Annotated in this window: 15 protein-coding genes; all 15 read left to right on the top strand. The window is 35.8% G+C overall.

From position 1 onward, the window contains the following. Nucleotides 1-199 precede the first annotated feature (199 nt). The 15 genes from codY (at nt 200) to CC92_RS0104565 (ending at nt 13,602) form a co-directional block, all read left to right on the top strand. A complete protein-coding gene (gene codY / locus CC92_RS0104635) occupies nt 200-967 on the top strand; it encodes a GTP-sensing pleiotropic transcriptional regulator CodY (RefSeq protein ID WP_029504184.1) in 768 nt (255 codons plus the stop codon). A gap of 576 nt (nt 968-1,543) precedes the next feature. Beyond that, nucleotides 1,544-1,930, top strand: coding sequence for a flagellar basal body rod protein FlgB (gene flgB, locus CC92_RS0104630; RefSeq protein WP_029504185.1), 387 nt, complete (start codon nt 1,544-1,546; stop codon nt 1,928-1,930). 16 nt (nt 1,931-1,946) lie between these two features. Continuing rightward, nucleotides 1,947-2,399, top strand: coding sequence for a flagellar basal body rod protein FlgC (gene flgC, locus CC92_RS0104625; RefSeq protein WP_029504186.1), 453 nt, complete (start codon nt 1,947-1,949; stop codon nt 2,397-2,399). Between the two features lie 20 nt (nt 2,400-2,419). After that, nucleotides 2,420-2,740, top strand: a complete 321-nt coding sequence (fliE, locus tag CC92_RS0104620) for a flagellar hook-basal body complex protein FliE (RefSeq protein WP_029504187.1) — start codon at nt 2,420-2,422, stop codon at nt 2,738-2,740. Between the two features lie 29 nt (nt 2,741-2,769). Then, entirely contained in the window at nt 2,770-4,353 is a 1,584-nt protein-coding gene (locus CC92_RS0104615; protein ID WP_081842057.1) for a flagellar M-ring protein FliF C-terminal domain-containing protein, read from the top strand. A gap of 15 nt (nt 4,354-4,368) precedes the next feature. Next, nucleotides 4,369-5,388, top strand: a complete 1,020-nt coding sequence (gene fliG / locus CC92_RS0104610) for a flagellar motor switch protein FliG (RefSeq protein WP_029504190.1) — start codon at nt 4,369-4,371, stop codon at nt 5,386-5,388. A 1-nt stretch (nt 5,389) separates the two neighbouring features. Beyond that, entirely contained in the window at nt 5,390-6,247 is an 858-nt protein-coding gene (locus CC92_RS21425) for a FliH/SctL family protein (protein WP_242841397.1), read from the top strand. Between the two features lie 52 nt (nt 6,248-6,299). After that, on the top strand, nt 6,300-7,604 hold the full coding sequence (fliI, locus tag CC92_RS0104600; RefSeq protein ID WP_029504192.1) for a flagellar protein export ATPase FliI: 1,305 nt from the start codon (nt 6,300-6,302) through the stop codon (nt 7,602-7,604). A gap of 25 nt (nt 7,605-7,629) precedes the next feature. Next, the gene (fliJ, locus tag CC92_RS0104595) at nt 7,630-8,085 is read left to right on the top strand and encodes a flagellar export protein FliJ (protein WP_029504193.1); all 456 of its coding nucleotides are present in this window, start codon (nt 7,630-7,632) and stop codon (nt 8,083-8,085) included. After that, nucleotides 8,085-8,870 (top strand): hypothetical protein, encoded by a 786-nt coding sequence (locus CC92_RS0104590; RefSeq protein ID WP_051650836.1) that lies wholly within the window; start codon nt 8,085-8,087, stop codon nt 8,868-8,870. The genes fliJ and CC92_RS0104590 overlap by 1 nt, the downstream gene beginning before the upstream one ends. 112 nt (nt 8,871-8,982) lie before the next feature. Continuing rightward, nucleotides 8,983-10,359 carry a flagellar hook-length control protein FliK gene (locus CC92_RS0104585; RefSeq protein WP_242841398.1) on the top strand — a complete coding sequence of 459 codons (1,377 nt, stop codon included), beginning with the start codon at nt 8,983-8,985 and terminating at the stop codon, nt 10,357-10,359. 118 nt (nt 10,360-10,477) lie between these two features. After that, nucleotides 10,478-11,317, top strand: a complete 840-nt coding sequence (locus CC92_RS21420) for a flagellar hook capping FlgD N-terminal domain-containing protein (RefSeq protein ID WP_051650837.1) — start codon at nt 10,478-10,480, stop codon at nt 11,315-11,317. Between the two features lie 46 nt (nt 11,318-11,363). Then, entirely contained in the window at nt 11,364-11,762 is a 399-nt protein-coding gene (locus CC92_RS0104575; RefSeq protein WP_029504199.1) for a TIGR02530 family flagellar biosynthesis protein, read from the top strand. Nucleotides 11,763-11,851: 89 nt separating this feature from the next. Next, on the top strand, nt 11,852-13,291 hold the full coding sequence (locus CC92_RS0104570; RefSeq protein ID WP_029504200.1) for a flagellar hook protein FlgE: 1,440 nt from the start codon (nt 11,852-11,854) through the stop codon (nt 13,289-13,291). Between the two features lie 104 nt (nt 13,292-13,395). Further along, complete coding sequence (locus tag CC92_RS0104565) at nt 13,396-13,602, top strand: flagellar FlbD family protein (protein ID WP_029504201.1); 207 nt, start codon at nt 13,396-13,398, stop codon at nt 13,600-13,602. Nucleotides 13,603-13,623 lie beyond the last annotated feature (21 nt).

The following is a 13,623-nucleotide window of genomic DNA, read 5'->3' as shown; positions in this document are numbered from 1 at the left end:
AATCTCATTTTTTTTCAAAAAGTCTCAACTTTTTAAAAAAACAGAAACAAAGTTGTGAAATGTGTGTCAAAATAACAAATTTACTATTGTTTTTTAAAAAAGAATGTGATAGAATGTTATATAAACGAAAAGGTATATTATACCACATGTGTTATGTATGTTATGAATTAGGCCAAAATAAGGTCACGGGGGTTCTTACATGAGCGTACAGTTGTTGGATAAAACCAGAAAAATTAATAAGTTATTACACAATAATAACTCGCACAAGGTAGTATTTAATGATATTTGTTCCGTACTCAGTGATATACTTGAGTCCAATATTCTTGTGATAAGCAAGAAGGGAAAAGTATTAGGAATTAAAAACAGAGCAGATATTGCTCCGATTAATGAATTAATTAAAGATGCAGTAGGTGGTTACATCGACGGAATGTTGAATGAACGTCTACTAAACATTTTATCAACAAAAGAAAATGTGAATTTAGCAACCTTAGGTTTTGAATTTGACGGTGTAAATGATTATCAGGCAATTATTACTCCAATCGACATCGCCGGTGAGAGACTAGGTACCTTGTTCTTATATAAGAACAAAGACCAATATTCAATTGACGACATAATTTTAAGTGAGTATGGTACTACCGTAGTAGGACTTGAAATGATGCGTTCCGTGAATGAAGAAAATGCCGAAGAAAACAGAAAGGTACATATTGTACGTTCTGCAATCAGCACACTATCATTTTCTGAATTAGAAGCAATCACTCACATATTTGATGAACTGGAAGGAAACGAAGGAATCTTAGTTGCTAGCAAGATAGCAGACCGCGTAGGGATTACAAGATCTGTTATTGTAAATGCTCTTAGAAAATTTGAGAGTGCCGGTGTTATTGAGTCAAGATCTTCTGGTATGAAGGGGACTTACATTAAAGTTCTCAATGATGTGGTTTTTGAAGAATTAAAAAAGATGCAATAAATCATAACAGACTTATAAGTCAATCTTATGAGTCTGTTTTTTTATGTTTAATGTTTCCTAATTCTTATTTAGGTAATAAGATAGGAACAAAACAAGGGGGATTTATAGTAATGGTTTGTTTAAAATTTTAGGCAAATGATAAAAAAGCGCTTAATAAACAAATTGTATGGAATAGTTTATTCAATTTCATAGGAAAAAAGTAATCGTTGATATTTATGCAAAATTATGAAACAGTATCGTTTACTCACTTTTCATCGTAATAATATTGTAAGAAAATTTTAATAGTACATATTACTTATTTTTAAAAGTTGTCAGAAATTATATAATTCATTTATACGACAAGAAGATCCATTTATTTTCCAAAAAATACAAATTCTAGTATAATTCATCATTTTTTTTAAATATATCTTGTGTTTTATTTGGCATTTATTTATAATAGTAATCAAGATTATTGATTAAAAATGTCAGACAATCACAACAATGGAAAAATATCTATGAGATAGTTTATTTAAGTGTAAATAAATGCAAAAAGTTTACTAGGTAATTACTATCTAGTTAGAAAGAGGGAGAAGAAAAATGATTGGTTCGAACGCATTCAATTATGTTAACGTGTTGGATAAAGCTGCGGATGCTACTGTGATTCGCCAGGAATTGTTAGCAAATAACTTAGCCAACAATGATACGCCGAACTACAAACGTAAAGATTTAAACTTTGAATCATATTTACAAAAGGAATTAAAGGGAAATGAGGATTTGGATAAGCGAGTTGCGAAAGCCAATCTATCAAAGCTCAATGGATCGATTTACACCGACAGAGAAGAGCTTAGCTATCGTTACGATGAAAATAACGTGGATATCGATGTAGAAGAAGGATATTTAGCAGATAATCAAATTCGTTATTATACTTTATTACAAACTATGACTCAGGAATTCCAACGTCTAAGAACGGTATTATCAAGATAGATAGGGAGGTAATGAAATGTCTTATTTTAATGGCATGAATATAAGTGCAAGTGGTATGTCGGCTCAGCGGCTTAGAATGGATATTATCTCTCAGAATATTGCGAATGTTGAAACTACAAGAGATGAGAATGGTAACCCATATCGCAGAAAAACCGTTGTATTTTCGGAAAGAGAGGCAGATGGCTTTGGAACAGTGCTAGCACAAACAGCTGCAGGTAGAGCTTCTGACAAGCAGGGGAATGGGGTTAAGGTTACCGCAATAGTAGAAGATCACGTAACAGCAATGAAACGAGTATACAATCCATCCCACCCAGATGCAGATCAAGACGGATATGTAACAATGCCTAATGTAAACACGGTGACTGAAATGACAAACTTAATCAGTGCAACTCGTTCTTATGAAGCTAATGTTACAGCTTTTAACGCTACAAAAAATATGCTTTTAAAAGGTCTTGAAGTAGGCAAGTAAATTAGGGAAAGGGGATTTCAATGGATATCACTAGTATTTCATCTGTTCAAGGACTTGGTTCTCTTAAGAATGGTAGTATAAATGGTTCTGAGAGTACAACAAAAAATCGTAATCAAGCATTTGAGACCATGTTTCAGTCTGCACTTGATATGATAAAAGAAACGCAAACATATACAGATCAAGCAGAACAGGCAGCAATGGATTATGCGATGGGATTGACAAATAGCACTCATGACTTGCAGATAGCACAGACAAAAGCAAGTATTTCCTTGCAGTATACCGTAGCAGTGCGCAACGCGGTTTTGGACGCATACAAGGAGATTATGCAACTACAATTTTAGCATACGAGGGTTAAATAATGTAGGAACGAATAAAACAGATACCTGTTCGCTTATTAGAAATATGGAAGAAATATAGTAAAAAACAAAAAGTAATTATTATCAGTGCAGTAAGTTCCGTCATCTGCGCTTTATTACTTCTTATCTTTCTACTTGGTAGAACGGAATATGTAGAGCTCATAAAATTAGAGGATACCAAAACTGCGAAACAAGCAATTGATATTCTGAAAGAGAACGGCATCGCTTATCAGTTGAAAGACGATGGTGTAACAGTCTTAGTAGATGAAACAAAGAAGACAGAGGCTAAGCTATTAATTGCAGATAGTGAGATTGCTTCGAAAGCAAAGCTAAGCTTAGAACAGTTGCTAGACAATGATATGTCTACCACAAACTATGATAAGCAAACAAAGCTTCATTTATATTTTCAAGGTGATTTAGAAGAATTATTAAAGAATCAGGAAGGAATTGATGATGCGAGAATCAGTTATTTGCCTTCCGATAATAGAACAAGTATCCTAGAGACAGAAAAAGAAGTTAGTTGCAGTATTTTTCTTACAATCAATGATAAATTTAAGAAATCTTCTGCAGAGGCTATTGCAATTACAGTTGCAAATAGTTTGGGAAATGAAACTACGAATAAGGTTAAAGTAATCGATCAGTATGGTAATTTACTATACAATGGACCAGAAGATGAAGAAAGCGACTACACAAATAAGAGTTTAGAGTTTCGTCAAGCGGTATTGGATGATTATACCGAACGAGTAGTACGTTTTGGATTAATGAATGGATTCGACTATGTAGAACCAAGTTTCGCACTTGATATAAATTTTGATAAAACAACAGAAGAAATTCGTGAGTATTTTGCAGCGGAAGGATTAGAGCAAGGGTTATATCAAACATATCAAAAGATTTCATCGGAAAACAAAGGATCTAGTGGAGACATACCAGGAACTGACTCGAATACAGATACCGATTACTACATACAAACTGAGGAATCTGGTAAAAGCAGTTATGATGAATTAAATATTAGTTATCTTCCTAGTGAAAAACTTACAAAGACACTAAAAGGATGGGGAATTGTAAACAATGACACATCCAAGGTTGCTATTGCGTTAAAACGTGTGAAGGACATCAAAGAGGAAGATTTAGAACTCATGGGTCTTTTAGAAGACACATCGTTTGAAGAATATGTGCTAAATAATAGTGAACCAACACAATTAGAAGTAAACGAAGAATATTACACATTATTTGCTAATGCAACTGGTATTAATGAGAATAATATCTCTCTAATTATGTGGGAGGTTCCGAATTTTATACCTGCACCAAAGTCTGATGTAAACTGGCAGTTAATATTAGAAATTATTCTAGCTGCTTTAATTTTAGGTCTTTTAATCTTTGTAGTATTCCGTGGTATGGCACCAGTAGAGGTGACAGAAATCGAGCCAGAATTATCGGTAGAACAATTGTTGGCTACTACAAAAGAAAATCAATCCTTAGATGATATTGAATTTAGTGAAAAATCAGAGACCAGACGGATGATTGAAAAATTTGTAGATGAAAATCCAGAAGCGGTTGCAAATCTGCTTCGTAATTGGTTATCAGACGGTTGGGGTTGATTAAGGAGGCAAGATATGGCTTTAAAGCAAGTATCATCAGAACTAACTGGTGTTCAAAAATCTGCAATCCTTCTGATTGCATTAGGACCGGAACGTTCGGCAAATATATTTAAACATTTAAAGGAAGATGAAATAGAACAACTCACCTTAGAGATAGCAAATACAAGAAGCATCGCTCCTTCTACAAAGGAAGCAATTCTTGATGAATTCTATCAGGTATGTCTTGCTCAGCAGTATATTGCTGAGGGTGGCATTACTTATGCGAAAGACTTACTAGAAAAAGCGTTGGGACCAGAAAAAGCAAAAGAAGTGCTTGGAAAACTTACTGCTTCTTTACAAGTTCGTCCATTCGAGTTTGTTAGAAAAACAGATGCAAATCAGTTATTAAACTTTATTCAGGATGAGCATCCACAAACCATAGCACTTATATTATCTTATCTATCTGCAGGACAGGCTGCTACGATAATTTCTTCCTTAACGCCCGATAAGCAGGCAGATGTTGCGAAACGTATTGCACAGATGGATCGTACTTCACCTGACGTAATTAAAGAAGTGGAGCGAGTGTTAGAAAGAAAGTTATCTTCTTTAGTAAATCAGGATTACACAATCGCAGGTGGTGTTGATGCCATTGTCGATATCTTAAATACGGTAGACCGTGGAACTGAGCGACATATTCTGGAGAATCTGGAACTTGAAGAACCAGAACTTGCAGACGAAATTCGAAAGAAAATGTTTGTCTTCGAAGATATTATTACACTGGACGACAAATCCATACAGCGTGTGCTTCGTGAAGTGGATAACAACGAACTTGCAGTTGCTCTTAAGAGTACAACAGAAGAAGTACAGAGTATTATTTTCAATAACTTGAGTAAGCGTCTTTCTGCTATGATTAAGGAAGATATGGAATTTATGGGACCTGTACGTCTGAAGGATGTTGAAGAAGCTCAACAGAAGATTGTTAATATAATCAGAAAACTGGAAGACTCTGCTGAAATCATCATTTCCAGAGGTGGAGGTGACGAGATCGTTGTCTAATGTGATAAAGGCGTATTCGATCCGGTATGAAGAAGAAAAAAAGGTGATTGACACTAACACCTTATCGGAAGAACACATTCAGAGGTTTTTGGACAGTAGATATAAAAGTGCTGAAATCACAGGTGAGCATGCGTCTAGTGAGGAAGGCAATGATGGGTTTATTAAAGGAATATCGGCGATAAAAATCGAGGCATTATCGGAAGAAGAAAAGCCAAGTGAAGAGGAACTGATACGACAAACGGAAGAGCAAATGCTTGAAAATAATCGTAAGTTGATGGAACAATCACAGCAAATTATTGAGCAAGCAAAAGCTGAAGTTGTTCGTATGATAAATCAGGCAAAACTTGATGCAGAGAAGATAAAAATTGATATCATGCAGAAAGCAAAGCAAGAAGGATATGAAAAAGGCAAGCAAGAAGCGTTCATTGAACATCAAAATAAGCTTTCTGAGTTAAATGAGCAGAAGAATCGTTTAAAAGAAGAGTATGAGCAAAAGATACGAGAATTAGAGCCTTCTTTTGTAGAACTGTTTCTAGGTTTTATGGAGCATTTTACTGGTGTTTTATTAGAGGATAAGAAAGAAATCGTGTACCACTTAATCGAAAGGGAGTTTCTTACGATTGAAAATAGTAGCTCCTACCTTATCCGTGTTTCAAATGATGAGTTTGATATAGTTTGTTCCAAAAAGGAAGAAATCCTATGTAAACTAAGAGAAAATACGGAACTTGAAATTGTGGAGGATCGACTTCTTAAAAAGGGACAGTGTCTCATAGAGACAGATAGCCGTATCATAGATTGTAGCTTAGATGTCCAATTAAAGAATTTAGCGACTGATATGAAATTATTAGCAGGGAAATAGGAAAACAAAGAAAAGTAATAATGCAAAAGAATGTACGGGAATAGGGGTAGGAATGATAGATTTTAACAAGTATGAAGAACTTCTAATGAAATCATATGCAAACCGTTTGGGTAAGGTGACAAAGGTAGTTGGACTTACGGTGGAATCTATCGGCCCTGAAGCCAACGTGAATGACGTTTGTGAAATTATTTCACAAGACAGTAATATAGCAGTGAAAGCAGAAGTTATCGGATTTAAAGACGACAGACTTCTGCTTATGCCATACGATGATATCACAGGAATTGGGGTAGGAAGTATGGTATTAAACCGTAAAGAGCCATTGTTGGTTAAAGTTGGAGATGAACTGCTAGGTCAAGCGTTAGATGGCTTAGGTAATCCAATGGATATGAGCACTCTTTCGTTAAGTGATAGTTATCCTGTTGATGCAAAAGCTCCAGATCCAATGGATAGAGAATTGATTGGAGAAGTCTTATCACTTGGTGTACGAGCCGTCGATGGCTTGTTGACGATAGGAAAAGGGCAGCGTATCGGTATCTTTGCCGGTAGTGGTGTAGGAAAAAGTACTTTACTTGGTATGTTTGCAAGGAATACGAAAGCTGATATTAATGTAATTGCACTCATAGGAGAGCGTGGTAGGGAAGTAAAAGAATTTATTGAAAGAGATTTGGGACCAGAAGGTGTAAAGCGTTCTGTGTTAGTAATCGCTACTTCAGATAAACCAGCACTCATACGTAAAAAAGCAGCAAAGACTGCAACGGCGATTGCAGAGTATTTTAGAGATAAAGGAAAAGATGTTTTGTTAATGATGGACTCTTTAACAAGATTTTCTATGGCTCAAAGAGAAATCGGACTAGCTAGTGGAGAACCGCCGGTATCGAGAGGATATCCTCCAAGTGTTTACGCTGAGATGCCGAAACTTTTAGAAAGAGCTGGCAATAGCGACAAAGGATCTATAACGGGGCTTTATACTGTTTTAGTAGATGGTGATGATTTTAATGAGCCAATTACTGATACTGCAAGGGGTATCCTTGATGGCCATATTATGCTATCGAGAAAACTGGCCCAAAAGAATCATTATCCCGCAATCGATGTTTTAGCAAGTATATCTCGTGTAATGAGCGCTATTGCGACTTCGGAACACAAACAGCTTGCTGGTAAATTAAAGATGGTATTAGCAACGTATCAGGACGCTGAGGATTTAATTAATATTGGAGCTTACAAATCTGGTACAAATAAAAACATTGATTATGCTATAAAAAAGATTGAACAGGTAAATGATTTTCTATGTCAACAAGTGGAAGAGAAAGCAGACTTTGATGATACCATACACAGATTAGAAAGCATATTTGAAGATTAAAATAGTCGCAGCATGGAGGCTAAATATGAAGAAGTTCGTCTATCCAATGCAAAGTATATTAAATATAAAAAATAAGCTAGAAGAGCAAGAAAAAAATGATTATGGCATTGCAAAAGCAAAATTAATGGACGAAGAGCATAAGCTCATGGAACTAATAGAGAGAAAGGATTCCTATGAATTTCAGCTAACGGAAGCAATGTCTTCAACTCTAAACTTAGTGAAAATCCGAAGATTAGAAGATGCGATAGAGTCAATGAAACAGTTGATTAAGCAACAGAGAAAAGCTGTAGTAAAGGCAGAGCAAGCAGTAGAACTGGCGATGCAACGACTGAAAATTGCAATGATTGAACGAAAAACCCATGATAAACTTAGAGAAAGCGCTTTTGATGGGTATCTCAAAGAATATGCAGGGGAAGAAATGAAGGAGATTGACGAATTAGTCAGCTTCCAATATGGCAAGAAAGCAAAGGAGAACGTGTAATGGCAAGGAAGAAACGTGATGATATGGATAAGAAGAAAAAATCAGGTGGTACACTGGCAACAGTTCTTGTAGTTGGGGGTATTATGTTGATATGGCTTCTTCTCTTAGGAGTATTGTTACGCTTGGATGTAGGTGGCATCGGTACTTCATTACGTCCGTCATTAAAAAATGTTCCTATTATGAAATATTTATTGCCACCAGTTTCGGAAGACCAGTTGATATGGGAGGAAAACTATCCTTTTGAAAGTATTACAGATGCTGTTAACCGAATTAAAGAATTGGAGGTGGAGTTAGATGCTGCAACACAGTCTAACAAAACCTATACCGATAGGATAGCCCAATTAGAAGCTGAAGTTGCAAGGTTAAAAGTATTCGAAGATAATGTACTTGCATTTGAGGAACGAGTAAAAGCGTTTGATAAGAACGTTGTATTTAATGATAAAGCTCCAAGTATTGAAGAATATAAAAAATACTATGAAGAGATCAATCCAACAACAGCAGAAGAAATATATCGTTTGGTGTTAGAACAATTACAATATGATGAAAGCATTAAAGAGAAAGCAAAAATTATTAAGACAATGAAGCCATCTCAAGCTGCTCAAGTGATAGAGGAGATGACAGCTGATATCGAATGGACCGCAAAAGTATTACTCAGTATGAAAGCAGATGAAAGTGCAGCGATTTTTGATAGGATGGATCAGCTCTATGCAGCAAAAATATTTAAGAAAATGGCTGATATGGATGAAGATAAGTTAAATAGTATTAAGGCAAGTTTGACAAATTAAACATAAAAGCTAAACATAGATGCTACAAAGTCTTTTGCTGAATATTAAGGTATGCAAAGCTTTATAAGCTTTACATAAATTATGATGAAAGAAAGGAGGAACGCGTGTGCAGATGCAATCCGTTGGCAAAGGTGCAGTAGATACTGCAAATTTCCTAAGCTCAATTGCTTTTGAAAGTAAGACTACGAATAGTAATAAATCATTATCCTTTGAAAAGATGCTACAAGGAAACTCTGAAATTAAGTCAAAGCCTGAAAAAGAGAACGCCTCGTATCAAGATAAGAATAAGGATGCTACTACGAAAGTATCGAATGATAATATTACATCCTCGAATCAAGATTCTACAAAGAATCCTGTAACGAATGAGAATAAAACTCCCGATGCAAAGCCGGTATCTAGTGAAACAGAGAAACAAGACTTAAGTAGTCAAGCGGACAGTATTACGAAAGCTGTGGAGGAAATAAAAGAAACAATTTTAAAGACTCTTTCCATTACGGAGGAAGAGCTAACAGAATTTATGAGTATTCTCGGGCTTTCCATGCTTGATTTACTAAATCCAGAGAGTCTAAAGCAATTAACACTTGCGAGTGCTGGTACAGAAGATATCACGATGTTATTGACCGATGAAAGTTTAAATCAATCATTAAATCAGTTATTAGAATCTCTGAATCAAATCATGGATCAATCTGGTATTGGGCAAGAGGATGTTTTAGCATTACAAGACCTGGAGAAAGATTTTGCATCTCTTCTTAAGCAATCGGAAGATGAATTGAATACCGAGGAACCTATTGATAGTGTTAGTAATAACAACATCAAAGCCGGGGAAGTAAATAATGATACCGATACGGTGGAAGAAAGTGCCGTCGACTTTAAGTTTGAAGCTGTAAAACAGACAAAAGATGGTACTTCAAATCAATCTATGGATAGTCAAGAGAAGGATCAAACATCAGAGAAGCAATTAACGCCAGGAGAACAGTTTTTAAATCATTTAACTCAGACAGTAACGACAACAAGAACTGATTTTTCTGATGGGTTAACAACAATTCAAGAATTGCGTAATATTACGAATCAGATTGTTGAACAGATAAAAGTAGTGATAAAACCTTCACAAACTTCGATGGATATGATGTTAAATCCAGAACACCTTGGAAGAGTACAGCTGAACATAAGCTCCAAAGAAGGCGTTTTAACAGCTTCTTTTATTACCCAGACTCAAGTTGCGAAAGAAGCAATCGAAAGTCAGATTCAAGTACTAAAAGAAAACCTTGAGGCACAAGGATTAAAAGTAGAAGAAATTGAAGTTACTGTTGCTAACTTTTCTTTTAATCAAAGTAGTCAAATGGATGGACAAAATAGTAATAGCGAGCAAGGAAAGGCAAAAACGAATAAAATTCTTCAAGTAGATGGTTTAGAAGATATTACTATCGAAGAAGAGGAAAAAGAGAACTTAGATGTTTTAACTGGTTCAAATTTTGACACTTCGGCTTAACTTGTAAAATGGAGTAAGTTGAGAAAACAGAGTTTTTTCAACAGGAAGTTTCGTGCCTTTGAGATCCTCGGCACAAACTTCGGATGCGCAGAAAACATGCGCAGGAAAGGAGGGTAATATGGCAGAGATTATAGGTAGTGTCAAAGAAGGAATATTAGAACAAGCAAATAGTGCCATTACAACGACAAATAAAACGAAAGTTGGAACTTCAGAGCTTGGTAAAGACGCATTTTTACAATTACTGGTTTGTCAGATGCAGAATCAGGATCCGTTGAATCCAAGTACAGATACCGAGTTTGTATCTCAGTTAGCAACGTTTTCTCAGTTAGAAGAATTACAAAACTTAACTGCGGCAACGGATAAATCTCAAGCCTTTAACTTGGTAGGAAAAGATGTTATCTTAACCACAACAGATAGCAATGGAAAAACTACTTATGTCAGTGGAACAGTTGATTTTGTAAATATGTCAAAGTTAAAAGCTAAACTTTCTGTAAATGGCGATCTTTATGATTTGGATCAGCTATATACTGTGGTTGATAATAACTACATTATTGAACAAGGTAGACCTAAGGTTCCAAATAAAGTGAATTTCGAATTTGATGCAGACAAACCAAGTGACCTTACCTTTGAAGTAAATCTTGGGGAAGGCGAAACCGTAGCTAATCAAGTAGCTGTCATCATTAACAACCTCATATTAGATTCAAAGCATGTAACACTGGATGGTAATAAGGTGACGATTAGTAAAGATATCTTATCTTCTTTACCAAACGGAGAATATAAACCTGCTGTTGTATTTAATGATTCATTATATACCACAATATCAGATCAGGTTCATGTTAAAGTTGTTAATTCTGAAGCAACTAGTATGCCTTCTGGAGATGGGAACACAGAATCCGGAGGAGATAATGGCAGTGGCGATAATGATAATTCAAATCCCACAGAAGACGCATTAGTTTAAGAGAAACAAAGGTTTGTTTTCGTAATCGACAGGAGTAGTGATAAGTATGAATCAAATAAATAAAAACTTTACCTCCATCGAACAGGCAGCAAGTAGATATCTGCCGAATAGTAATAAGCAAACGACATCCTCCATAAACCTAAGTGGAAAGAGCTTTAGTGAAATCTTATTGGAGCAGCAATCGACTGCAAGGGTTACGGAGCTTAAATTCTCAAAACACGCAAATGAGCGCCTATTAAGTAGAAATATTGATTTGACTAGTTCTCAATTAGAACGGTTACAATCAGGAGCGAGAAGGGCAAGTGAGAAAGGAATCAAAGAGTCGTTAGTCATGGTGGACAATCTCGCATTTATAGTAAATATTAAAAATAATACCGTAGTTACTGCAGTGAATGATGGAGAGGATAAAGTATTTACAAACATTGACGGTGCAGTAATAATGTAAAGATGTGAATGAAACGCTGGACCTTCGGGAAGCGATATTAGTGGATTGACAGAAGCTAATCACATTCACCTAGTAGGAGGTTTTTTCTTATGATGAGATCATTATATTCTGGTGTTTCCGGACTTAGAGTTCACCAGACCAAGATGGACGTTATTGGTAATAACATATCTAACGTCAACACAGTAGGTTTTAAAGCAAGTTCAGCAACATTTTCTGATATTTTATATCAAACAACAAAAAGTGCTTCTGGTCCTAATGCAAAAACAGGAACTGCCGGTACTAACGCAATGCAGGTTGGTCTTGGTGCAAATCTTGCATCAATTACAACAAGCATTACAAAAACCGGTGGATCTCAAAGAACTGATAATCCTTTCGATTTGATGATTGAGGGAGATGGTTTCTTTGTTGTAAATAATGGCGTAGGCAACTTTTTTACCAAAGCAGGTTCTTTTAATGTAGATGCAGCAGGTACCTTATGTACCCCAACTGGTGCTACCGTAATGGGATGGGAGCCGAGTCAAGAAGATCCGACTAAGACCGTATCTGGCACAGTGAAACCACTTCGTGTTATGTCACCTGATAATCTTTATTCTGCTCCAGAAGCGACTACTGATATCTATCTTCATGGAAACATCGATAGTATGGATACGAACCTTACATCACAAGCAGGTCGTATCGTGAATATGTCTTTCTTTGATAATTTAGGTAACAGCTATACCGCTGAGATGAAAATTAAACAAAGTGAAGATTCCACGAGTGATTATAAGGTTACCATTCAAAACATCTATGATAAGAATGGGGATTCTATCTTCGTAAAGGAAATAGTTGATCCAGACACTGGTGATATTACATACGAAGCTTCCAATATTACGGATTTTAATTTTGGAAGTGGTAGTGGTTCTGTTACCGTAAATGAAGATGGTACTTTAGAAGTTGAGTGTGATGAAATCGATCTTAAATTTAATGGAGCAAATGGTAACTTTGTTAGTGTAGGGGATGATGCTGAGGATGCATCTAGCATTAAGTTCAAAATTAATGCGGATCCTGATCCATTTAAAGAAGTAAAAATTGATTTCTCTTCCATTACTATGTATAACAACAGTGGTACAACAACAGTGGAATCCACAAAGGGAACCAAAGATGATGGATCAGGTGCAGGTAAAGCAGCCGGTAATATGTCTGGTATATCCGTTGATCAGCAAGGTATGATTTTTGGTACTTACGACAATGGAGACCGTAAATTGCTTGGACAGGTTGTCGTTGCTACGTTCTCAAATCCAGCCGGATTAGAAGCGATTGGAAACAATATGTTTGCAGCAACACCTAACTCTGGGGAGTTTAACGGTGTTGGTGAGGACATCACATCATCTGGTGGAAAATTTATAACAGGTGTACTTGAAATGTCGAATGTTGATCTTTCACAGCAGTTTACTGAAATGATAACAACACAAAGAGGATTCCAGGCAAATTCAAGAATAATAACAACCTCAGATACCCTTCTTGAGGAGTTAATTAATCTGAAGAGATAAGAGTGAAGAGAATTTCTAAGGCGTCAATAAACGCCGCCTAACTTCCTGTGTCTGATGCAACGGCTTTGGATGCAGGAAGTTCTAACGAGGGAAGGGAGGATATCATGATTAATCTTACTAGGTTAAATGATATACCATTTACACTAAATTGTGATTTAATTGAAATCATAGAAGAGGTTCCAGATACAGTAATTACCTTAGTGAATGGAAAAAAAATATTCGTAAAAGAAAGTAGACAAAATGTAGTAAGTCTAGTAAAATTATATAAAAAAGAAGTTTTCTGTCAGACAATATCGCAAAATGATGAATAATATCGAAAATGGTAATTTTGA

This window comes from Lachnoclostridium phytofermentans, assembly GCF_000733755.1.
GTDB classification, from domain to species: domain Bacteria; phylum Bacillota; class Clostridia; order Lachnospirales; family Lachnospiraceae; genus Lachnoclostridium; species Lachnoclostridium phytofermentans_A.
Note: the sequence above shows the minus strand (reverse complement) of the source record. Positions and strands in the feature narration are given on the sequence as shown.